At 52.7% G+C, this 21,098-nt stretch carries 15 protein-coding genes; 6 read left to right on the top strand and 9 right to left on the bottom strand.

All coding sequences use genetic code 11. From position 1 onward, the window contains the following. The first annotated feature begins 2 nt into the window (after positions 1 to 2). On the top strand, positions 3 to 2,690 hold the full coding sequence (locus DXA36_RS29420) for a transglutaminase domain-containing protein (protein ID WP_118682827.1): 2,688 nt from the start codon (positions 3 to 5) through the stop codon (positions 2,688 to 2,690). 46 nt (positions 2,691 to 2,736) lie between these two features. After that, positions 2,737 to 4,152: a leucyl aminopeptidase family protein gene (locus DXA36_RS29415; RefSeq protein WP_118682826.1), complete on the top strand. Its 1,416-nt coding sequence runs from the start codon at positions 2,737 to 2,739 to the stop codon at positions 4,150 to 4,152. A 149-nt stretch (positions 4,153 to 4,301) separates the two neighbouring features. Here the strand turns inward: DXA36_RS29415 and DXA36_RS29410 are convergent, their stop codons facing one another. Then, positions 4,302 to 5,339, bottom strand: a complete 1,038-nt coding sequence (locus tag DXA36_RS29410; protein WP_118682825.1) for a LacI family DNA-binding transcriptional regulator — start codon at positions 5,337 to 5,339, stop codon at positions 4,302 to 4,304. A 359-nt stretch (positions 5,340 to 5,698) separates the two neighbouring features. Here DXA36_RS29410 and msrB point away from each other — a divergent pair, with 359 nt between their 5' ends. Beyond that, entirely contained in the window at positions 5,699 to 6,700 is a 1,002-nt protein-coding gene (msrB, locus tag DXA36_RS29405; protein WP_118682824.1) for a peptide-methionine (R)-S-oxide reductase MsrB, read from the top strand. Positions 6,701 to 6,746: 46 nt separating this feature from the next. Here the strand turns inward: msrB and DXA36_RS29400 are convergent, their stop codons facing one another. From DXA36_RS29400 to DXA36_RS29385, 4 genes are all read right to left on the bottom strand, one after another. Further along, positions 6,747 to 7,937, bottom strand: coding sequence for an aminotransferase-like domain-containing protein (locus tag DXA36_RS29400; RefSeq protein ID WP_118682823.1), 1,191 nt, complete (start codon positions 7,935 to 7,937; stop codon positions 6,747 to 6,749). A gap of 12 nt (positions 7,938 to 7,949) precedes the next feature. Then, positions 7,950 to 9,461, bottom strand: coding sequence for a MocR-like pyridoxine biosynthesis transcription factor PdxR (pdxR, locus tag DXA36_RS29395; RefSeq protein WP_118682822.1), 1,512 nt, complete (start codon positions 9,459 to 9,461; stop codon positions 7,950 to 7,952). Between the two features lie 166 nt (positions 9,462 to 9,627). Then, on the bottom strand, positions 9,628 to 10,209 hold the full coding sequence (locus DXA36_RS29390; RefSeq protein ID WP_118682821.1) for a hypothetical protein: 582 nt from the start codon (positions 10,207 to 10,209) through the stop codon (positions 9,628 to 9,630). Positions 10,210 to 10,327: 118 nt separating this feature from the next. Beyond that, a complete protein-coding gene (locus DXA36_RS29385; RefSeq protein ID WP_147366659.1) occupies positions 10,328 to 11,353 on the bottom strand; it encodes a hypothetical protein in 1,026 nt (341 codons plus the stop codon). 188 nt (positions 11,354 to 11,541) lie between these two features. Here DXA36_RS29385 and DXA36_RS29380 point away from each other — a divergent pair, with 188 nt between their 5' ends. Further along, positions 11,542 to 12,318 (top strand): SDR family oxidoreductase, encoded by a 777-nt coding sequence (locus DXA36_RS29380; RefSeq protein ID WP_118682819.1) that lies wholly within the window; start codon positions 11,542 to 11,544, stop codon positions 12,316 to 12,318. A gap of 66 nt (positions 12,319 to 12,384) precedes the next feature. On the opposite strand, the gene DXA36_RS29375 is transcribed toward DXA36_RS29380, so the two are convergent. Continuing rightward, positions 12,385 to 13,332 carry a ComEC/Rec2 family competence protein gene (locus DXA36_RS29375; protein ID WP_118682818.1) on the bottom strand — a complete coding sequence of 316 codons (948 nt, stop codon included), beginning with the start codon at positions 13,330 to 13,332 and terminating at the stop codon, positions 12,385 to 12,387. A 246-nt stretch (positions 13,333 to 13,578) separates the two neighbouring features. Here DXA36_RS29375 and DXA36_RS29370 point away from each other — a divergent pair, with 246 nt between their 5' ends. Beyond that, complete coding sequence (locus DXA36_RS29370) at positions 13,579 to 14,274, top strand: response regulator transcription factor (protein ID WP_118682817.1); 696 nt, start codon at positions 13,579 to 13,581, stop codon at positions 14,272 to 14,274. 1 nt (position 14,275) lies between these two features. Continuing rightward, positions 14,276 to 15,532 (top strand): HAMP domain-containing sensor histidine kinase, encoded by a 1,257-nt coding sequence (locus DXA36_RS29365; RefSeq protein WP_182479315.1) that lies wholly within the window; start codon positions 14,276 to 14,278, stop codon positions 15,530 to 15,532. Here the strand turns inward: DXA36_RS29365 and DXA36_RS29360 are convergent. Genes DXA36_RS29360 through DXA36_RS29350 form a run of 3 tightly spaced genes read right to left on the bottom strand, consistent with a single transcriptional unit; the run spans position 15,525 to position 21,023 of the window. Beyond that, complete coding sequence (locus DXA36_RS29360) at positions 15,525 to 17,513, bottom strand: serine hydrolase domain-containing protein (protein WP_118682815.1); 1,989 nt, start codon at positions 17,511 to 17,513, stop codon at positions 15,525 to 15,527. The two genes, DXA36_RS29365 and DXA36_RS29360, sit on opposite strands and share 8 nt — an antisense overlap. A 40-nt stretch (positions 17,514 to 17,553) precedes the next feature. Continuing rightward, positions 17,554 to 20,097 carry an ABC transporter permease gene (locus DXA36_RS29355; RefSeq protein WP_118682814.1) on the bottom strand — a complete coding sequence of 848 codons (2,544 nt, stop codon included), beginning with the start codon at positions 20,095 to 20,097 and terminating at the stop codon, positions 17,554 to 17,556. A 2-nt stretch (positions 20,098 to 20,099) separates the two neighbouring features. Next, positions 20,100 to 21,023, bottom strand: coding sequence for an ABC transporter ATP-binding protein (locus DXA36_RS29350; protein ID WP_118682813.1), 924 nt, complete (start codon positions 21,021 to 21,023; stop codon positions 20,100 to 20,102). Positions 21,024 to 21,098: the final 75 nt, after the last annotated feature.

Below are 21,098 nucleotides of genomic sequence, written 5' to 3'. Positions count from 1 at the left end.
GAATGGTATCAGCGCGCTTTCAGGAATATGCCCTGAAGAAATATGCAGAGAGAGAAGACTTTTACGCCCCCCTTCGGGAGGAGATCGAAAACGGGCTTTCCGGCTGTACCGGCGATGAGGCGGTCTGTATGAAGTTCCTCTATGGCACCATGCCGGTGCGGGATGCCGGAGAATATGATTTTTCCACCTTTCTCGGTTTTGTGCGCCATGCCCTGTGGCTGCGGGAACATGTGAAATGGTGCAGGGAGCTGCCGGAGGATATTTTTGCGGACTATGTTCTGTCTTACCGGGTTAATAACGAGGGTATCAGTGACTGCAGGGCCTTTTTCTATTCTCGGATCCGGGACAGGATCGACGGCCTGGATCCGGCGGAGGCGGTAAAGGAAATAAACTACTGGTGTGCGGAACATGCGGCATATGAGGCGACCGACGAACGAACGGCTTCCCCTCTGACGGTGTACCGTTCCGGGAAGGGCCGCTGCGGGGAAGAATCGGTGTTTGCGGTTACGGCTTACCGGAGCGCAGGCATCCCGGCCAGGCAGATCTATACGCCCCGCTGGGCGCACTGTGACGATAATCATGCCTGGGTGGAGGTGTATATCCGCGGCACATGGTATTTTCTGGGCGCCTGTGAACCGGAGGAGGTGCTCAATAAAGGATGGTTTGCCGAACCCGCCAGCCGGGCCATACTGATTCACAGCCGGGCCTTCAGTGATTTTTCCGCCGGGACGGCGCAGGAAAGCCGGGAATGGAGCATACGGCCGCGGCAGAACGGGGACGTCGAACGCGGCGAGTTCCTGTATAAGGACGGAGCGGTGGTATATTACAACAATACGCCGGCGTATGCCGGAACGTGCCGCCTTGGGATCACGGTTACGGATGAGCAGGGGCGGCCCTGCGGATATGCGGGCGTGGCGGTGGAAATCCTGAATATGGCCGAATATTACCCTGCCGCCGTACTCACCGCCGACGGACAGGGAAGGGTTGAAATCACGGTTGGAAGGGGAACGGTCAGCGTGCGGGCGTGGAAGGACGGCCGGTTTGCGGAAACCCTGGCGGCCCTGCCGGAGGAAACGGAAATCAGGCTGACACCGAAGCTTTCGGCTGCGGAATCCGATTGGGTGCCGGATATATGGGAACAGGAAGAATGGATACCTCCGCAGGAATATCCCATGCATCCCGGCATACAGACGGAGGAGCAGAAGCGAAGAAAAGAACAACGGTCTGCCGAAGCCGCCATATCCAGGGAACGCCGTTTTGCCGCTTATTATAAAGAAGAGATAGCGGCACAATATCCGGAAGAGGCTTCTATGCTGCGCCTTGCGGGAGAAAATTTTGAAGAACTTCACGCATTCCTCAGCCAGGACGGCAGGGAGGAGAGAAAGCGCCTGCTGCATTCCCTTTCGGTGAAGGACTATAAGGATCTGAAGAAAGAAATACTGGAAGATCATCTCCTGTGCGAAAGAGGGGACTTGCCGGAGGATATCTATGTACCATACGTTCTGTGCCCCAGAATCGGCAGAGAAGAGCTGACTGCCTGGCGCAGCTATATCCGGGCTTATTTTACAGAGGCGGAGAAAAGGGAATTCCGGGAACATCCCGTCAGGATCCGGCAATATATACAGCAGAATATCCGGTATGAGCCGGAACGGGATTATGCATCGCTTTGCGCAACACCAGTAGGCTGCCTGAAACTGAGACATGGAAGCCCCGAAGCGCAGAAAATCCTGTTTACAGCCATATGCCGCAGCCTGGGCATTCCGGCAAGACTGAACCGTGCTTCCGGGGAAGCGGAATATTGGACGGGGGATGCCTTTGCAGCAGCGGTATGGACAGAGAACAAGGTTGAGGATGCTGTCGGAAACAAAGCCGGCAGGAAGGCCGGAGGGGAAATCAGGAAGGTAACCGGAGGAGAAAACGGAAACGGCGCCGGAAACAGCCAGCCGGCGCTCGTGCTTACGGCAAATGACGGCAGCAGCTGGACATATTATCACAACTGGACAATCGGCAGGCTGGAGGGTACCTGTTTTCGTACCCTGGATTATGAAGGCTGCCGGCCGGAAGGAAATTCGCTGCGTCTGGATCTGGGAAAAGGCATTTACAGGCTGCTTACCGTCCGGCGCAGGACGGACGGGAGCCAGTGCGTTTTCCGCAGGACGTTTGTCCTGGAAGCGGGGGAAGAGAAACGCATAAAGCTGGAATGGCCGGAAGACGGGAAGGGGGGAACGCTGCGAAGTATTCCTCTGCAGGATTTTGCCCTGAAGGAGGAAAACGGGAAGGCTGCGGTGCTCTCCGGCCTGACGGCGGACGGGACGGCGGCCCTGGCCTTCCTCGGCCCGGGAGAAGAACCGACGGAGCATGTGCTCAATGAGCTGCTGGACTGTGCGCCCCGGTGGAACAAGAGCGGCCCGGGACTGGCGGTGATCCTTCGCAGCCCGGAGGAGTTGGAAAACAGGACGCTGCAGAAGGTGCTGGACAGCATTCCCGGTATCCGCGTATACGTCGCCGGGCATGAGGATCGGGAAAAAGCGGCGGAAAGCATGGGGGTGGATAAGGAAAAGCTTCCTGTGCTGATCCTTGCGGAAGACGGGCCGGCCGGAATATACGCCTGCGCCGGCTATCATGTGGGGAGCGTGGAGCTTATGCTCGAGATAACACAGCGGCGCAGGAAAGCCAATACCCCGTTGTAAGCCAAGGGGACGCCAAAGGGGCAGCGAAGCAATAAAGGAGCAGGAAATGATATCGGTTGTAAAAAAGAAAAACGAGACCTATTCCATCGATTTTGTATGGGAAAAGGATGCCCATATCCGCAGCTACAGGATGGGGCTGGAGAAGGTTTTTGAAGGAAAATACCTGGAAACCATGCTGGTGCCGCTGCGCGGCCAGGCCGTGCTGCTGGCAGGCTGCGGCAAAGAGGAAGAGCTGGGGCTTTTACAGGTGAAGGAAATAACGGCCGCTGTTTCCCGGCGGTGTAAGGAATTGCATATCGGGGAGATTTCCCTGGATCCCGGTTTTTTTGTAAAGAAGCTGGGGAAAAAAGCGGTTACGGCTGTGGTATTAGGGCTGGGTCTGGGCGGCTATTCTTATACATATAGGAAAACGGAGAAGGATACCGCTTCGGACTGTAATTTCCAGCTGGAAAATGGGGAAGGCTTTGCGGACAGCCTGCAGGAAGGACGGGAGCTTTTAAACGGGATCCTTTTTGCCAGGGATATGGTGAATACGCCGGGCAACCATTTGCGCCCTATGGATTTTGCAAGAAAAATTACAGACTACGTGGACGGCGGCGATGTGGAAACGGAATTGCTGGTATACGGACAGCTGCGGGCTTTGCGGCTGGAAGCGCTTTATGGCGTGGGAGGCAGCAGTGAATATCCGCCCTGCCTGCTTATCCTGCGGTACCGGGGCGCTCCGGGAAGCGGCGATATTTATGGACTCATCGGGAAGGGGATCACCTGTGATACGGGAGGCTATTGTTTAAAAGAAAGCTCCTCCATGGCAGGGATCAAAGGGGATATGGCAGGAGCCGCCGCGGTGGCCGCCGCCGTTCATGCGGCAGCGGCGAGAAAGCTTAAGGTGAATATCACGGCATGCCTGCCGCTGAGTGAAAACCGGATTTCCCAATCGGCGCTGCTGCCCGGCGATGTCATCACCGGTTATTCCGGCAGGACCATAGAGGTGCTCAATACGGACGCGGAGGGCCGGCTTGTGCTGTCGGATGCGATCAGCTACGGGATCCGCAGGGAAGGCATTACCAAAGTGCTGGACATCGCCACCCTGACAGGCGCTGCGGCGCAGATGCTGGGGAATACCATCGGAGGAACCATGTCCGACGACGATGCGTTTTATCATATGTTTGAACGGGCGCAGACCTGCTCGGCAGAGCGTTATCTGCGGCTCCCGTTTGGAAAAGAGCATGAAAAAATGATAGACAGCGATGTGGCGGATGTCAAAAATATCGGAGGCGGATGCTGCGGGACGATTACGGCCGGGCTTTTCCTACGCAGATTCTGTGAAGGTAAGCCCTGGATCCACATGGACATTGCAGGAACCGCATGGTGCGGGACTCCCACCTATGCCTTTGAAAGCAAAGGGGCAACCGGCGCGGGCGTGACAACGCTGTATTATCTGCTGAAGGAGGCGCAGCTATAATCGGAAGCCGTACGGCAAACACATTGATATAAAAAGGGCGGAACTAAAAAAGCCGGGCAGGAATGCCCGGCTTTCTAAACCTATCGAGGAAGCGGCCTTTTAGTTGGTATCATGACAGGAAACGGACATGCATCATAAAATAAACTGATTTATAATACGCCGCCTGTTGAGGAACGGAATATAGTCTGGGAAGAAATATAGACAATTTCCGGACGCGTGTCGGGATGTTCGATGCGGTATAAAATCTGCAGGGCAAGCCGAAGCCCGATATCCTGGTTGAATACCTGCACGGTAGTCAGTTCCTCTGCCAGAGGGCTTTCCATATTTCCGTCAAACCCGGATACCGCAACGTCCTCCGGTATCCGCAGCCCGCGTTTTAACAAAAGCTGCATCAGAAGGCAGGCCACGTAGTCGCTCACACAGACAAAAGCGTCCGGCATGAAGGGAAGGGTATTGAGAAAAGCATCGATTTCTTCTTTATGCGTATCGGTTCCGATGGAGCCGGTGAGGGACAGCTCAGGACAGGGCGAAAGACCGTGACGTTCCAGCGTTTTGCAGAACCCCTCGTACCGTTCGTAATTGGACTGTGCATAACGGATGTCCCCGATAAAGCCGATTTTAGTGCGCCCCTGCTTCAGCAGATGCTCCGTAATCTCCGAAATGCTGCTGCTGTTTTCCATCAGAATCAGATCGCCGTTCAGCGAGGAGGGCGGAACAGATGTGGCGGTATCCAGAAAAACCTTGGGAACGGGAGCCTCTGACAAAAGGCGGATCAGCTGCTCGTTATATACATTCATGACAATAATCCCATGTGTATTTCCGTTTACCAGGGAGTCGGGCAGCGTATAATCCCTGTCAATGGCAGAAGGCAGATACGTATACATCAGATTGACCTTATGAAAGGATAGCTCCTTTGCAATCTGGTGGATAATATTCATCCAGAAAATAGAAGATTCCGGCCGGCAGACGGCAACCGCAATATTAACCGGAGGCGCGGCAGTCTCCGGTGACGGGGGAAGGAAAGCGCATTCCGGGAATTCATAACCCAGTTCCTGCGCTTTTGCAAGAATCTTCCTGCGCAGGCTATCGGAAACACCTTTCTGACCGCTGAATACCTTCCAGACAGTGGTGCGTGATATACCGAGGGAATTGGCAATATCCTGCAGTGTGACCTTTTTCATAACCATACCAATCTGCGCGCTGCGCTGCGCGCCAAAAGCAGAAAAAGAAACGGAAGCCGGACCGCATTATTACAGCTTCCGATAAGCTACTGTTCACGGCAGCAGGCAAAGGCCGTGAACAATAACGGCGATACCGGTAAAAGACAGGCTTGCAGAAGGAGGAACCAGCCTGTTCCAGTTATATTATTATAGCATTATACAACGTATTTTTTCAATGGAATGTTTGGCTTACCCGTATCTGGTTAGAATGATAGAAAATAGTAACTATTCGGCGGTGACAGAATCCTTATTCCTGTAACCGAAAAAGCCGGGCAGGTGGATGTGTTACGCCTGATTGGCCCAATAAGAAAGGAGCTGTGATACTTATGTCGGGAAATACGGATAAGATTCATACGATTTATTTGGCAGGAGGATGCTTTTGGGGACTTGAGGCTTATATGAAGAAACTGCCCGGGGTCTTGGATACGGCTGTGGGTTATGCCAATGGGGCTACGGAAAATCCCACCTATGAGCAGGTATGCAGCGGCAAAACGGGCCATGCAGAAACGGTGAGGGTGGATTATGACAGGACCTGTATCTCTACAGTACGGCTTCTGGAAGGGTTTTTCCATGTAGTGGATCCCACCAGCGTGGACAGGCAGGGAAATGACAGGGGGAACCAATATCGTTCCGGCATTTATTATGTGGAGGAAGCGGACCGGGATATTGCGGAAAAGGTACGGGAGGAGCAGGCGCGGAAAAATACACGGCCTGTGGTGACGGAACTGCTTCCCCTGGCGGCGTTCTGGCCGGCCGAGGAGTACCACCAGGATTATCTGGATAAGAACCCGGGCGGTTACTGCCATATCAATTTAAACAGGGCGGAGGAGTTCATCAGGGAGAAGGAAGGGGAAAAAGATGACCTTTTCCGCCGCATCCGGGAAGCGGTTTATCCGGTGCCGGAGGAGAAAGAACGGAGAGAAAAGCTGACCGGGATCCAATATGAGGTGACACAGAAAAACGCCACGGAACGGCCTTTTACAAATGAATACGCCGGTAATTTTGATAAGGGGATTTATGTGGATGTGGTTACGGGGGAGCCTCTGTTTTCTTCGGAGGATAAGTTCGAATCCGGCTGCGGCTGGCCCAGCTTTTCCCGGGCTATCATCCCGGACGTCCTGAAGGAAAAAAAGGATACCAGCCATTTTATGGTGCGCACGGAGGTACGCAGCCGTGCGGGGGACAGCCATCTGGGGCATGTGTTTGAAGACGGCCCGGAGGAACGGGGCGGGCTGCGTTATTGTATCAACAGCGCTGCCGTCCGCTTTATCCCGTTTGATAAGCTGGAAGAGGAGGGCTATGGATATCTCCGGCAGCTATTTGCGTAAACTCCATGCCCGGTTCGCCGGGCGGCGCCAGGCAGGGAGTATCCGTTTACTGAAAGGGAGCCTGCTTCAAAACATGGCCTATACGGGAAATGCCTTCTCTGATTTTATCTTCCGGGGTATTGGAAAAGTTAATCCGGAGCGTGTTCTGCCTGCTTTTGCCCGGAAAAAAGGAATAGCCGGGCACGAAGGCGACATTCCGGGCGAGGCAGCTTTCCAGGAGCCTGACCGTGTTAACGGATTCCTTTACTTCCACCCACAGAAAGAGGCCGCCTTCGGGCCGGGTATAAACCGTGTCCGCAGGGAAGCAGGTGTTTATGGCATCTATGGCGGCGTCACGCCGCTTCCGGTAGACTTCCCTTATTTTAGAAATATGGGCATCGATGTCATAGTGCTCCATATAAGTGGAAATCACAATTTGGGCGATGGTGTTGCATTGCAGATCGGCCCCCTGTTTTACCAGCACATAGTTGCGGATAACCTCCGCATCCCCCGCAATCCATCCGATCCGGTAGCCGGGACAGAATATTTTAGAGAAGGTACCCGTGCATACGACGCTTCCGGACCGGTCGAAGGATTTCACGGAGGGTAAAAAATCCCCTTCATACCGAAGTTCGCCATAGGGATTATCTTCGATGACCACAACCTGGTATCGGGCGGATAGTTCGGCGATCTTCTTTCTGCGTTCCAGACTCCAGGTGCGTCCTGTGGGATTCTGGAAATTGGGGATGATGTATAGCAGCTTTGCACGGGGGTAGTCCTCCAGCGCTTTTTCCAGGCTTGCCGGGAGCATTCCTTCCCCGTCGGTTTCTATTTCCACGAATTCGCAGCCATAGGCCTTGAAGGCACTGATGGCAGCCAGATACGTAGGGCTTTCGCACAGCACCACATCCCCTTCGTCCAGAAATACTTTTCCGGAGAGATCTAGGGCCTGCTGGGAACCGTGGGTTATCATGATGTTATCCTCACAGAAGGAGGTGCCCAGCTGGGTATTCATGCGTTCCGCGATCCATTTCCGCAGAGGCTGCCAGCCTTCCGTGGTGGAGTATTGCAGGGCCTGGCCGCCGCAGTGATCCAGGACATAGTTGTTTACCTCCCGGATTTCTTCGATGGGGAAAAGCTCCGGGGCGGGCAGACCGCCTGCGAAGGAGATTACCTCCGGTTTTTCCGTCAGCTTCAGCAATTCCCTGATTTCAGACGCTTCCATGTTTTCCATACGTTTTGCATATTTGTATACCATTTTGCTTGCTCCTTATAAAATAGGGTTGATTTCATGGGCTGCAGGCCACATTTCCTCTTTCTGCATCCGTATAAGTTCCTGGATGCCATTACATAAAATCCGTACGCCTTCTGCGATCCTGTTTTTCGGAGGAAACGTATAATTCAGCCGGATGTGGCTTTCTCCCTTTTGCCCGGTCAGATAGGAAGGCATCCCGGGCAGGATGGCAACGCCTTTTTCCGCCGCTTTGGGAGCAAGAACCTCTGCGGAAAGGCCATCGGGCAGTGTGCACCACAGGTAGTAGCCGCCGGAGGGGATATTCCAGGAAAGTCCGGGCGGTGCGTATTTGCTTAAAGCACCGGTCATGATGTTTCTTCGTTCCTCATATTCCCTGCGGATAAGGGACAGATAGTCCGCCATTCCGCCTCCGGTCAGAAAGCGCTCCACTATCTGCTGCGAGACACAATTGGTATGCAGATCCATGAGCTGGCGGATGGTGCAGAGTTTCTGTATCAGTTTCTTATTGGCGCAGATCCAACCCAGCCGCAGGCCGGGGGAAATGGTTTTGGAGAAGGTGGAAAGGTACAGGACACAGCCGTTTGTATCCATGGATTTTAAGGGGGAAAGCGGCTGCCCGTCAAAATAGAGTTCTCCGTACGGGTCGTCCTCTACGACCGGAACGCCGTATCCGGCGGCCATTTCCAACAGCCGTATCCGCTTGGGCAGGCTCATGCAGATACCGGAAGGATTATGGTAGGTGGGCATGGTGTATAGGAATTTGGGCCGGTACCTGGATAAGAGCTGTTCCAGGATATCCATGTCCATCCCGTCCGCTTCCATGGGAACCGCCATCATTTTTGCCCCGGCCGCCCGGAAACTCTGTATAGCGGGAAAGAAGGACGGTTCTTCGAGCAGGACGATATCCCCCGGGTTGAGGAACGCTCTGGCAATGAGATCGATACCCTGCTGGGAACCGGACAAAACCATGATTTCAGAGGGCTGGCAGAAGCAGGATCGCTTTTGCATGTAGGAACTGATCGCCTTGCGGAGAGAGGAAAAGCCTGCCACAGGGGAAACAAGCAGTTCCTTTTGTCTGGATAGCATTTCCTTTTCGATTCCTTCAAAGGCCTGTACGGGCAGATTTTCAAAAGAGGCAATTCCCGCCGCGAAAGAAATGACGTCCTTTTGGTTGGCTATTTCCAGATATTTGTTCACATCAAAAGGATCATGGTTTTTCACATAATCACTGTACAGATACTCCCAGATCGGTTCCTTCGGATAGCCGGTTCTGCCCGGCCGGCCGTTTTCCGCCGATACGGCGACGGTACCCCGGCCTACATGGGAAGCCATCAGCCCGTCGGCCTTCAGTTCCTTGTAAGCGTTCAGTACAGTCGTGCGGTTGACGCCCAGCGCATCTGCCAGCTGACGTTCCGAGGGAAACGGGAAGCCGCCGGGAATTTCGCCGGAGGTGATCTGTGCCTGTATCTGTTCCGCAATCTGCTTATACAGCGGTATTTTTTTCTTTTTATCAATCTGAATTTTCATATTTCCTCCAATTGGTTCGAACCAATTTCAGTATGAACGCAATCTAATCGGTTTTCAACATCCAATTTGGATTATATTTTTACAGCCAATTAAATACTCCATCTGGCCGGATGGAGTATAAAGGCCCCGGCAAAAATTGCCGGGGCTGGGAAATGGAAGAAGAAGATTAATCAAAATGGTAAATTACTATTTCACTGGCAGTGAAAACAGAACCGTCCCAGGTTCCGGTGGCTATCATGCTCCTGCCGACTTCCAGGTCGGCAGCGGTTGCTTCGCTGTCGGTGCAGGTGATGCCCATGTCAGAAGAGGAACGGATAATAAAAACAGTTTCCTCCGAATATCTGACTTCAATAGAATCCGCAGGATCCGGATTGGCAGGACTTACTGCCAGCAGGCCGTCTTCTCCCAAATCCTCATAATAGGTTTTGCTGACTTTAAAGCTGGAGGCATCGATTTCCATGATTGATCCGTCCAGTTCCTCATGGGAGGCAGGCGCCGCAGTGGGGGGTTCAGAAGCGGGCGCCGTTTCCGGGGCCGCATCCCCGGTATCGGGAACGGAAGCGTTATCTCCGGCCTCTGCGGTATCTCCGGCAGCGGCAGCAGGGGACGCTGACTCTCCCCGGTTTGCTGTGGAGGCGGCTTCTGTGTCGGCTGCGGAACCGCAGGCTCCTAAAACCATAGCACATAACAAAACAGCCGTCAGCAGCATCTGTTTTTTCCTTCCGGTCTTTTGCTTCTCTTTTTTCATTTGTAGGATTCCTCTCTTTCTTGATGGTTGCTTCAAGAGGTATCATAGCAGTTGAATCTCTAAAGAATTTCTAAGAAAACAAAACGGCACAAGAACGGTTCCGTTTTGGAAGCCCCGGCTATTTCTTATTTTTCGGCACTTTTATCGGGCTTTTCTTTTCCCATTGCCATGTGATATAGAAGGGATCCTCTCTCCCGAGTTCTTTTAGCTTCAGCCGTTCTTCGAATAGTACGGCCTGGGCGTCCTTAAGGGAAGTCATACCCAGTACGGCCTGCATAGAAGCTTTGACCTCGGCGGGGATATCCAGCAGCAAAGGGATAAAGGTAAACGCAAAGCCTGTCACGGCCTGGATACCTCTGGCTTTCAAGCGGCTTTTGGCTTTCTCCAGTTGTACCTGCATGCCGGCATGCGCGTTTTCCAGTGTTTTGTATTTTTTCTCAAAATCCGCACAGCCATTTTTGCACGATATAAGAAAATCATACATAGAAATCCGGTAATTCCTGTATTCCGCAGCGTATTTTTCAATAATATTCAGATAATCATCCGTATTGGCCCCATAAAGCCAGGGGAAACGGACTAACAGCCGATCCACGCTTTTCGATTCTACGAATACCCCGTTTTTCCCGAGGTAATCCGCCTCCATTCCGGGTCCGTATACACCGCCTAAGGCAGTGACTTGAAGCCCTGCGCCGTAGGACATATGTAATTGGAAGCTTTTCGGAAGCAGCGTGAAAACATCATTCTCTATAAGCTCTCTTCCGGTGAGTAAATCCCGGATAAAGGATTTCGGAATTGCATAGTTTGTGGAAACAACCCCTTCCGTAGTCCCGGCGGAGATGCTGTCCGACAAAATGATGGAGGACGGGAAAATGCACATATATTTCCGGGTTTCCAGGCTCATATTATCCGATACGAAACAGGCCCGGCTGCCGCCTTCCTCATTCATCCGCGCAGAATAGCTGTTATACTGATCTCTGGTAAGGTCATAAAAATCGGTAATCCAGCCTTTGCCGAAGTCATTATATATATTGGTGCTTGTGGTAACGGCGTCGCCTATATACCGGTTATCCAGATCCTCCGCCCGCCTTATGCAGCCCTGTTTTAAAAGATACATCGCCTGATCCATGTATTCCCTGTTTGTCATCGCATGCTCCTCCCTTCTGTATGTTTGCCGTACTTGTTATATGAGTAAGTATAGCATATCCGCTTCCCAAATACCGGATAATTATCCTTCCCGGGATTCCTTATTGCAGGAATGGGAAAAGGAGATTAATATGAAGGTATAGGCAGATATAACCCGGAAACAGATGACAAAAAGAAAGGAAGGAAAAGATGGGAATTATTGAAAAAATGAGGCTGGACGGAAAGAAAATTTTTGTTACCGGCGGCGCCAGGGGAATCGGAAAAAGCGTTGCCGCCGCTTTTGCGGAGGCAGGAGCGGATATTGCAATTGTGGATGTGGATATTGCAGAAGCAAAGAAAACAGCGGATGAGCTGGCAGATGCATATGGGAACCGTATGCTTGCAATTAAGGCAGATGTCACCATACCGGAAGAGGTTCATTCCATGACGGAACAGGTAGTGGGCACCTTCGGCAGGCTGGACGCGGCCTTCTGCAATGCGGGTATTTGTATGAACATACCGGCGGAGGAAATGACCTTTGAACAATGGAAAAAGGTCATTGACATCAATCTAACCGGGGTGTTTCTCACCGCGCAGGCGGCGGGCAGGGTCATGCTCCGGCAGGGCTTCGGTTCCATTATCAATACGGCGTCCATGTCGGCACATATTGTGAATGTTCCCCAGCCGCAGTGCGCCTACAATGCATCCAAGGCGGGAGTGATCCAGCTGACCAAATCACTTGCCGTGGAATGGGCAAAACGCGGTGTGCGCGTGAATTCCATCAGTCCCGGTTATATCGGCACGGAACTGACCCTGAATTCCCCCAGCCTGAAGCCCCTGATCGAACAGTGGAATGACATGGCCCCAATGGGACGCATGGGACGCCCGGAAGAGCTGCAGTCCATCTGCGTGTACCTGGCGGGAGATACCAGCACCTTTACCACCGGTTCGGATTTTGTGATTGACGGTGCGTTCACCTGCTTTTAAGGTAGCGCCAAAGGGCGGAATGTTCCGGCAGTAATATAACGCTATGTGCGCGCATCCCTCCGATGCTTACGAAGCGGGGATTTCTTCTGTACGGACATGCGTCCCGTCAGATATAAAATCCACGGCCAGCAGTCCGCCCTCTGAATAAAAAGCCTGTACATGGCAGGCCTTCAGCCGCCCCGCAATTTCTTCGTTCATGGATTTGGGGCTTTCCTCCTGATTACCTGTGATAATTCCGTAAGCCGGCTGAACTCTTTCCAGAAAATCCCGGCTGGTGGAATCTGTTTTTCCGTGATGCCCCAGCTTCAGAACATCAGCCTGCAGGGGGAAGCCGCTTTCCAACAGCTTTGCCTCTGCCTTTTTCTCCATATCCCCTGTCATCAGATATGAAGTATCCCCATAGCAAAAGCGTATTACCATGGAATTGTTGTTATCTTTTTTCTGATACACCTTATCAGGGATCCATATCTGCGCCAGGGCGGATCCCAGCTGCAGCGATTCCCCGCCAGCAAGCGCCACTATTTCAGCCCCATATTCTGCAGCCAGGGCAGGGACATCCACGGATTCATAGGTTACGGTATCCCTGCCGGACAGATAGATCCGTTCTGTGGGATATGCCGCAAGAATGGCTTCCAGGCTTCCCGTATGATCCTTGTGCCCGTGGGACAGGAAGATACCGCGCAGGGAGGTGACTTCCTTTTGGCGGAGAAGCCGGGAGATCTGCGGAAAATCCTCCGCCTTCCCGGTATCGCACATATAGTAGCCGTCCTCGGGGATATACAAAAGAAAAGCGTCCCCTTTGCCCACATGGATAAAGGAGAGGATCATCCGGTCATCTGCTGTTTCTTCCGTATGCGCTTCCTGATGCGAAGAAAGGGTGGGGTTTTCTTCAGCAGCATCTTTGGACAAAGCCTGTCCCCCGCAGCCGGAAAGAAGCAGCACGGCGGCAAACAGTATGACGGTCAATAGACAGGGTATCCCTTTGTTTCGGCAGTTATCTCCGGCAGCGCTCATAATCCCTCCTGTTATATTCCTGTATCCGTATTTTCTGTGTTTTGCAGGCAGTCTCCGAAAACGGCAAAGCCGATTCCGATTAAGCGGTAAGTGTTCCGATATATTCTATTGTAAAGGACGGGCTGCCGACTTTCAAGACAGCGGACATAAACTTTTGGAACAGTATCCATAAAATTACGTAAGGTTTCCTGCAAAAACATGGTACAATAGAAAAAGGAATTCAACAGAAAGGGAAGAAGAGAAAGGATGGACTACAGCTGTCTTATTGTGGATGATGAAGAAGTGATCGCGCAGACCACCTGCGAGTATTTTAATATGTTTGATGTCAGCTCCTATTATGTGACCGGTTATGAAGCGTGCCTGGAATTCCTGGAAGAAAACCGGGTGTCTCTCCTGCTTCTGGATATCAATCTTGACGGCAGGTCGGGGTTTGAACTGTGCAAGCAGCTGCGGCAGAGCCTGGATATCCCGATTCTGTTTATCAGCGCCCGCACCAGCGATGATGATATCCTGACGGCGCTCAACATAGGCGGGGATGATTATATTACCAAGCCCTACAGCCTGAATATCCTGCTGGCGAAGGTGAAAGCCATTCTGCGCAGGCAGGAGGGACAGAACGGCGGCCTGGCTGCCGGGAAGCCGGGGGAGGCAGGGGCTTTTATCGTGCTGGATCATGGCCGCAGGCAGGTACTTGTGGAAGGAAAACCTGTCGCTCTGAAAGAAATGGAGTATAAGCTGCTGCACTATCTGATGGAGCATCAGGGAAACGTGGTCACGAAAGAAGAATTATTTGAAAAGGTATGGGGAGACAGCTTTGTGGAGGAGGGCACGCTCTCCGTACATATCAGACATCTGCGCCGGAAAATAGAAAAGGATCCCGATTCTCTCCGGCGGATTAAAACGCTGTGGGGCGTGGGTTATGTATTTGAGGGGGAACGGTAATATGAAAAAAAGGTTTCTGCTGTTACCGATCCTGGTCTTTCTGGCCGGCTGTTTCTGGGCTGCCGGCGTTTACCGGATGCCGGCCGGCTGGGATAACGATATTATCCTGCTGAACCGTATCGCACAAGAAAGCGCCCGCTGCTGGGAAGATTTGCAGAAAGGGGAATTTCCGGATTACGGCGGTTCCTTCAGCGTGCTGGGGCTGGACGGAACCGTCCGCTACCGATCAGGGGAGGATGCTCCGGTTTCGGTGATGGAAGCCGTTTCCATGGGAAATCCGGTCCTGGATGTGGAAAAGGAAGGCGGGATTATCGGAAAGGTTCTTGTCTCCCGGAATCCGGGGGAGCTTCTGCTTGCCTACAGAAACAGGGCCGCTCTTGGCGTCCTGGCGGCTGCCGCTATATTTGCGCTTTGCACAGGGGGATGTCTGGCATTTCTGAATCATACCATTCTCAGGCCGTTCCGGAAGCTGGAGCATTTTGCGGCCGAGGTGGCCGGAGGAAATCTGGATTTTGCCCTGGAAAGAAATAAGAACAATATGTTCGGCGCGTTTACGGAAAGCTTTGACCTGATGCGGGAGCAGCTGAAGGAAGCCAGGGAAAAGGAATATCTGGCAAACCGGAACCAAAAGGAGCTGGTGGCCTCCCTGAGCCATGATATCAAAACGCCGGTGACCTCTATCCGGGTATCCGCCGAACTGTTGCTGGAACTGGAAAAAGAAGAGCGGCTGAAAGAAAAGCTCAGGATGATTTACCGGAAAACCGAACAGATAGAAGAACTGGTAACCAATCTGTTTTCCACTACGCTGCAGGATATGGAGCAGCTGACGGTCACCCCGGAAGCGGTATACAGCAGGGAGCTGGAACGGCTGATTCGCAGCGCGGATCCCCGGGAAAAGGTGCGGGCGGAAGGCATACCTGACTGCATGCTGTATCTGGATGAAATCCGGTTTACACAGGTGCTGTCCAATATTATCAGCAACGCCTGCAAATATGGGGAATCGGATATCCGGGTGGACACATCTCTGATCGACTCCCATCTGAAGCTGTATATCCGTAACAGCGGGAACCCGGTATCGGAAGAAGAGCTGTCGCTTCTGATGAATAAATTTTACAGGGGCAAGAATGCGGAGAAGGTGAGCGGCAGCGGTTTGGGGCTGTATATATGCAAAAAGCTGATGGAACAGATGCAGGGGGAAATATACTGCACCTGTTCCGGAAACGAATTTACCGTTGTTCTGATGATTAAGCTTATTTAGCGGCCTTCAGCCAGGTGATAGCAATAGATTTGCCCTCCGGGCCTGTGAGAAGTAATTTCCCGTCCAGGGGAAGGATAACAGTATCCCTTTCGTCGGTAAAGAGGGAAGAAGCCACACAAATGTCATTTTTATCATATACATAATATGCGCTTTGCCCGGGAAGGCGGATCCGGATTTCCTGCCCGGCGGCCTGATTCCCTAACCGGAACCATTGCGCAGTCTGTGCTGTCCGTATCCGTACGTCCTGCCGGGTAAGGTCGGGAATGGCTTTCTCTTCTATATACCTGCTGGCATCGGCCTGCAGGTATTCAACCCCCTTTGTCCTGTAAAAATGAAAATCGGCGGAGTCCCGTCCGGTCATGACCGGGAGATCCAGCTCACAGACCGCATTGTCGGCATCGGTGATCCTGCAGTTTTTATACAACTCCGAAGCCCCGGTGTATCCGGGAAATGCGGCGGAAAGCTCCAGCTTCATACAGGGCTGGCTGAGGTAAAAGTAGGAGTTGTATGCATCGTTTATCAGATAGTATTTTTCGCCGTCCCGTCCGTCCCACACCTTCTGTATGGCCCCGGGAAGTTTGTTTTCCTCTGTTTTTTCGGCAAAGGGCATGGCGATGGCGGATTCCGCCTTCCCGCCGGACAGGGAATAGGTGGTGCCCAGGATGTAGGTTTTTCCGTTGGATTCTTCCCGGAAATAAAATGCGGTAATGCCGCCGGTTCCCCCGGAGGCCTGGGAAAGGCCGGTGTAAGAGATGTATTTTCCGTCTGTGGAAACAAAATAGCCGTCTTGCGTATACCGGTATTCCTGTACCATATCGGCGTTGTTTTCTAGGGAAGTAATGCGTACCGTATCCTGTTCCGTAAATTCCAGCTTCCAGATTCCCGCAGAGTCATAATAGCCCGCATATTTTTTCAGTTCCTCCGGAATTGGTACGGAGGGCTGTGCGGTATCGATGGCGGGCTGCGCTGCCGCTTCCTCTTCTTCTTGCGTGATAAGACCCTCTTCCTTCAGGATTTCCAGAGCGAGTTCCGACGCCAGCTTCAGAGAAAGCTCCCCGCTTCCGCCGGAAGCGGTAACGCCGACGGACAGCTCCTGATCCGGGAGTACCAGCAGGCCCGTGCCGTAGTTTTTGGTATCCCCTCCCTTTGCCAGTGCGGTGATTCCGAACCGCCGGAAGGGGTATGCATCCACACTGTCCCAGCCCAGTCCGTAGCCGAAGTTGCTTTCTGCATCCTGCACGCAGATGGTATCCCTTTTGTATTCGGGAAATGCCATGGCCTGTACAGCTTCCCCGGACAGAAGCCCGCTTCCGTTCTGCGTGAAAAGCCGGGAAAACCGGCAGAGATCTTCCGCTGTGCTGTAAATCCCGCCTGCGGCAAGGCATTGCAGGTTTTCGTAAGGAAGCGGTCTGTCCCTATAATAAATGGAAGCTGTTGCTGTTAAAGACGGCAGCTCTTCGGGCATAAAGGTGTGGGTAAGACCCAGCGGACGGATAAATTCCTTTTGGATAAAGGCGGAAAAGCTCATCTGACTCACATGTTCCACGAGGATTTCCGCCAGAGTAAAGCCGTCGTTACAATAGACGCTGTATGCGCCGGGATCCGCCTTGAGGTGCCTGGATTTCAGGTTATTTAGCAAGGTGCTGTGATAATCGGTATGGGATTCCCCCAGTAAAAAGCAATCCCGGAAGGTGGTTCCGGGCAGCCCGGAGGAATGATTTAACAGCATGCGTACGGTGATCTGTTGATACCGTTCGTCAGCCATTTCAAATTCCGGGATATAGTCGGTTACGGGAGCGTCCAGCAGGATTTCGCCCCTGTCGGCAAGCAGCATCACGGCGGCGGTGCCGAACAGTTTGCTGACGGAACCGATCCCGTAAACCTCCTGTGTATCATCGGATGGGGCGGCCTGTGCCGCCGCGGGCCAAAAGAGCAGGCTGCAGCACAGGAGGAAGAACAGAAGGAGCCAGTGTTTTTTCATAAATATACCTCATATTTCTGTTATTTTTCAGAAGCCCGCTTCATTCCGTAAGAAGATCGTATACGGAAATCCCCTTTACCCGGCGGGCTTTCCAGGAGGAGAGCAGCCACACGTACAGAAACGTGAATAAAGCGGAGGCGCCCAGCAGATACGGATTGATATGGAACCTCGCCAGATCCAGCCCCATGTTTTGGAACAGCAGGCGAAGAAGGCTGTTGGCAAAAAGACGGCACAGCAAAATTCCGATCAGGGAACCGGCAGCCGCATTTACGGCCATGTTCAGGCGCACGATGCGGATGAGATCCCGGGTGGTATATCCCAGCGCCTTATAGATACCGAAGCTGGTTTTCTGCCGGCGGATCAGGGCGCTTACCGTAATGGAGACAATAGCGCCCATGACGAGCAGCATGACGGTGAGTACCATAGCCATCATTCCCGTCATTGTGGCGGCGTAGGAGGCCAGCTGGCCGTCCAGATATTCCTGCATGCTGCTGACTTCTTTAATCCGGATGCCGGCGGAACTGCCGGACAGGATCAGTTCTCCCCGCAGCATTACCGCATATGCGGCGTCGGATACGCCGTACTGATCCAGCATTTCCCTGATTTTTTCCTCCGCCCGCCTCCTGGCAGCGGCATAGTCAGCCTCCTCTTTTTCCGGGGAGAGGGAATCCTTCCCGGAGGAGGGAGGGGGATCTGCGGAAGATACCCCGTAGTCCGAAGTAAGCATATCGATGAAATCCTGACGCATGGAGTCCTCTTCCAGATAAATATCAATATTGGAAAGCCTGAAATAAGGATCCAGCCGTTTCATGCCTTCCAGGCTCATTAGCCCTTCTTTTCCGTTATTATTGGTTCCGATGAAAACGCCTGTGATCAGGTAATCTTTTGTAATTCCGTCCAGCGTTACGCTGACCGTATCGCCTGTCTCTTTGCCAAGCTTGCGCATCAGGCCCGAGGAAAGCGTGACTTCATTCCCGTATTGGGGAAAGCTCCCCTCCGTCAGAGTCAGCTGCTCCGTTTTGGAAAAGTCGCCGGTTATCACCCAGAAAATATCCTCCTCTTCAATGGCAGCCATATAAATGGCGGAAAGATTCGTTTTACGGACGCCGGGCAGCTGCCCCAGCTGTGTCTGAAGCGAAAGGATATCCGTGTGGGGAAGCGGTGTGACCTGGACATTCGCCACCTCTATTCCCGCCATTTTGGCGACGGCGGAAGTGTCATAGCCGAAGTTGGCATACAGCACAGCAGACAGGCTTACGGCAAAAGTGCCCATGGCGATCGCCGTGATGGTGGCGGTATTACGGCGGTAATCCGCAATACTATTTTTTAGGGCCAGGCGGGATACCACGCCGGAACGCCCTTTTCCCAGAGGAAAGAAATTCCTGTCGTAACAGAAGGTCTGCAGGCCCTTTCTTAATGCGGCAACCGGAGTCAGCTTCCGGATTTTAAAGGAGGCCGTAACAGCCGCCAGCGTGATCAGAATAAGGGTGACCAGCAGGGAAATAAGACAGCCGCCGGGGGTGGGAGTATAACGGAGGCGGATGCCGATCATGCCTTCTCCGTAATTCGTGACCGCAGGAAGCGCGGCCCGGGAACCCAGGATACCCAACACACCGCCGGCCGTACCAATAAGGGAAAATTCCGCTGTTTTGGAAAGAATGATCTGGCGTGTGGTGTAGCCCATGGCCTGGAGGCTTCCGATTTCCGGCAGGCTGTCCCCGATTTCTTCCTTGACTTTGAAAAAAACAGTTATAAAACTGATGGCACATATGACAAAGGCAATGGAAATCATCAGCATCATGGGAATGCTGATCAGGGAAAGCATATTGTCCAGCATCCCGTCGTAGGATATACAGGCAGCGCCTCCATACAGGCTCCCTACTTTATTATAATAATCAGTGGCCTCCAGAAAATCCTTCTTCAGTTCCCGGGACACCGACGCCTTATCCAGGCCGTCCGCCAGTCTGGCGGAAAGGGCCTTGCCTGCGCCGGCAGTTTCGTAAAGAACGGTAAACGCTTCCCGGGGCATGTAATATTTCATAAAGGTATAACCGGTGGTGCCCATGCAGGAGGTTTCAAAAAAACCGGCGACGCGGTAGGCATAATCGGTATTTTTATAAGTGAGGATATATTCGGCGCCTGTTGTGATACCTTCCGCTTCCATAACTTCAGGAAGGTAGATGGCCTCGCTGTCCGGTATGGAAGGATCCTGGCGGAGCAGAGTCACCGGCTCGATCTGCCGCGCATGATCCATATTAAAAATAATGGCGCCTGCCCGGGAGCTGTTATGATTGTTTTTTGTAATTTCCAGATAGATGATATCCTCTTTTTCTATCCATTGTATGCGTGCATCCTCCCGGAGGAAGGACTCAAAGGAAGCATCATATTTCGCCGCGTCCGATGCGGCAAAAAAATCAGGCCCCTGCAGCCTTTCGATGGAAGAGGTACAGGCTTCCTGCATTTGACCGCTCATGGTCAGCCCGAGATTTAAAAACAGGGTGGACAGCGCAGAGAGGAAGAGGAGAGTGGCGGCCATACCTTTTTTCTTTGCCAGGCTTGCTTTTGCCAGATGCAATAAAATCATGATTACCACCCCATTTCCCCGAGAAATTGCTGCAGTCTGCTTTGCCGGGCCGGATCGCCGGCCCGCCGGTACGGATCCAGTTCAAGTTCACCGCAGATACTGCCGTCTTTCATGTACAGAATCCGGTTCCCGCGCAGCGCGGTTTTCAAATCGTGTGTCACGGTAATGATACTCTGTCCTTTTCCATTCAGCTGTGTAAAGGCATCCAGGACCTGTTCGCTGGCAGAGGAATTAAGAGCGCCGGTCGGTTCATCCGCAAACAGGATTTTCGGACTGTTAATCAGGGCCCTGGCTATGGCGGCTCGCTGTTTTTCCCCGCCGGAAAGCTGATCCGGGTATTTCTTCCAATCCTGTTCGGACAGGCCGAGCGAACCCAGAAGCGCTGCAGCGCGTTCGGCTGTCTGCTTTTTATAAGCCCTGAAACCGGTGCGCGGTACGCGCGGCTCCTTGTTTTTAGGCAGCAGGCCGCTTGTAAGAACGTTATCCAGGACGTTCATATGATCAAGAAGATACATGGACTGGAATACAAAACCGCAGTTTTCCCGTCTCATCAGTGCCAGACTGTCGTTGCTCATATGGGAGAGATTCTCTTCCCCGAAGAAGATATCCCCGATAGTGGGCCTGTCCATACCGGACAGCGCATATAGCAGAGTGGATTTGCCGGAGCCGGAACGTCCCATTATTATGGTAAAATCCCCCTCCCGGATCTGCAGATCCATATTTTTTATTACATGCTGCTGCATCCCCCCGTTGGTGAAGGTCTTGCACAGCTTCCTTGTTTCAAGGATTATTCCCGCGGGTAACGGGTCAGCCGGAGGCACCTGTTTCGCACCGGCCGGAGCGGTGCGCAGACCCGATACCCTGTTGTTTACGTGTTCCAAATTTGATGCCCCGTTGCTTACAGCGGGGGCTTTGCCTTTTTTCATATGATTACTCCCTGTGTCTGTGTGGTAGTGTCAAGTCTGACACCCCGTTTTTTATTAAAAACCTTGTATTTCCAA

Source organism: Eisenbergiella sp. OF01-20 (assembly GCF_003478085.1).
Lineage (GTDB): Bacteria > Bacillota > Clostridia > Lachnospirales > Lachnospiraceae > Eisenbergiella.
Note: the sequence above shows the minus strand (reverse complement) of the source record. Positions and strands in the feature narration are given on the sequence as shown.

Coding starts and splice junctions, on each gene's coding strand:
- DXA36_RS29420 (WP_118682827.1), top strand. CDS start 3: ATGGTATCAGCGCGCTTTCAGGAATATGCCCTGAAGAAATATGCAGAG.
- DXA36_RS29415 (WP_118682826.1), top strand. CDS start 2,737: ATGATATCGGTTGTAAAAAAGAAAAACGAGACCTATTCCATCGATTTT.
- DXA36_RS29410 (WP_118682825.1), bottom strand. CDS start 5,339: ATGGTTATGAAAAAGGTCACACTGCAGGATATTGCCAATTCCCTCGGT.
- msrB (WP_118682824.1), top strand. CDS start 5,699: ATGTCGGGAAATACGGATAAGATTCATACGATTTATTTGGCAGGAGGA.
- DXA36_RS29400 (WP_118682823.1), bottom strand. CDS start 7,937: ATGGTATACAAATATGCAAAACGTATGGAAAACATGGAAGCGTCTGAA.
- pdxR (WP_118682822.1), bottom strand. CDS start 9,461: ATGAAAATTCAGATTGATAAAAAGAAAAAAATACCGCTGTATAAGCAG.
- DXA36_RS29390 (WP_118682821.1), bottom strand. CDS start 10,209: ATGAAAAAAGAGAAGCAAAAGACCGGAAGGAAAAAACAGATGCTGCTG.
- DXA36_RS29385 (WP_147366659.1), bottom strand. CDS start 11,353: ATGACAAACAGGGAATACATGGATCAGGCGATGTATCTTTTAAAACAG.
- DXA36_RS29380 (WP_118682819.1), top strand. CDS start 11,542: ATGGGAATTATTGAAAAAATGAGGCTGGACGGAAAGAAAATTTTTGTT.
- DXA36_RS29375 (WP_118682818.1), bottom strand. CDS start 13,332: ATGAGCGCTGCCGGAGATAACTGCCGAAACAAAGGGATACCCTGTCTA.
- DXA36_RS29370 (WP_118682817.1), top strand. CDS start 13,579: ATGGACTACAGCTGTCTTATTGTGGATGATGAAGAAGTGATCGCGCAG.
- DXA36_RS29365 (WP_182479315.1), top strand. CDS start 14,276: ATGAAAAAAAGGTTTCTGCTGTTACCGATCCTGGTCTTTCTGGCCGGC.
- DXA36_RS29360 (WP_118682815.1), bottom strand. CDS start 17,513: ATGAAAAAACACTGGCTCCTTCTGTTCTTCCTCCTGTGCTGCAGCCTG.
- DXA36_RS29355 (WP_118682814.1), bottom strand. CDS start 20,097: ATGATTTTATTGCATCTGGCAAAAGCAAGCCTGGCAAAGAAAAAAGGT.
- DXA36_RS29350 (WP_118682813.1), bottom strand. CDS start 21,023: ATGAAAAAAGGCAAAGCCCCCGCTGTAAGCAACGGGGCATCAAATTTG.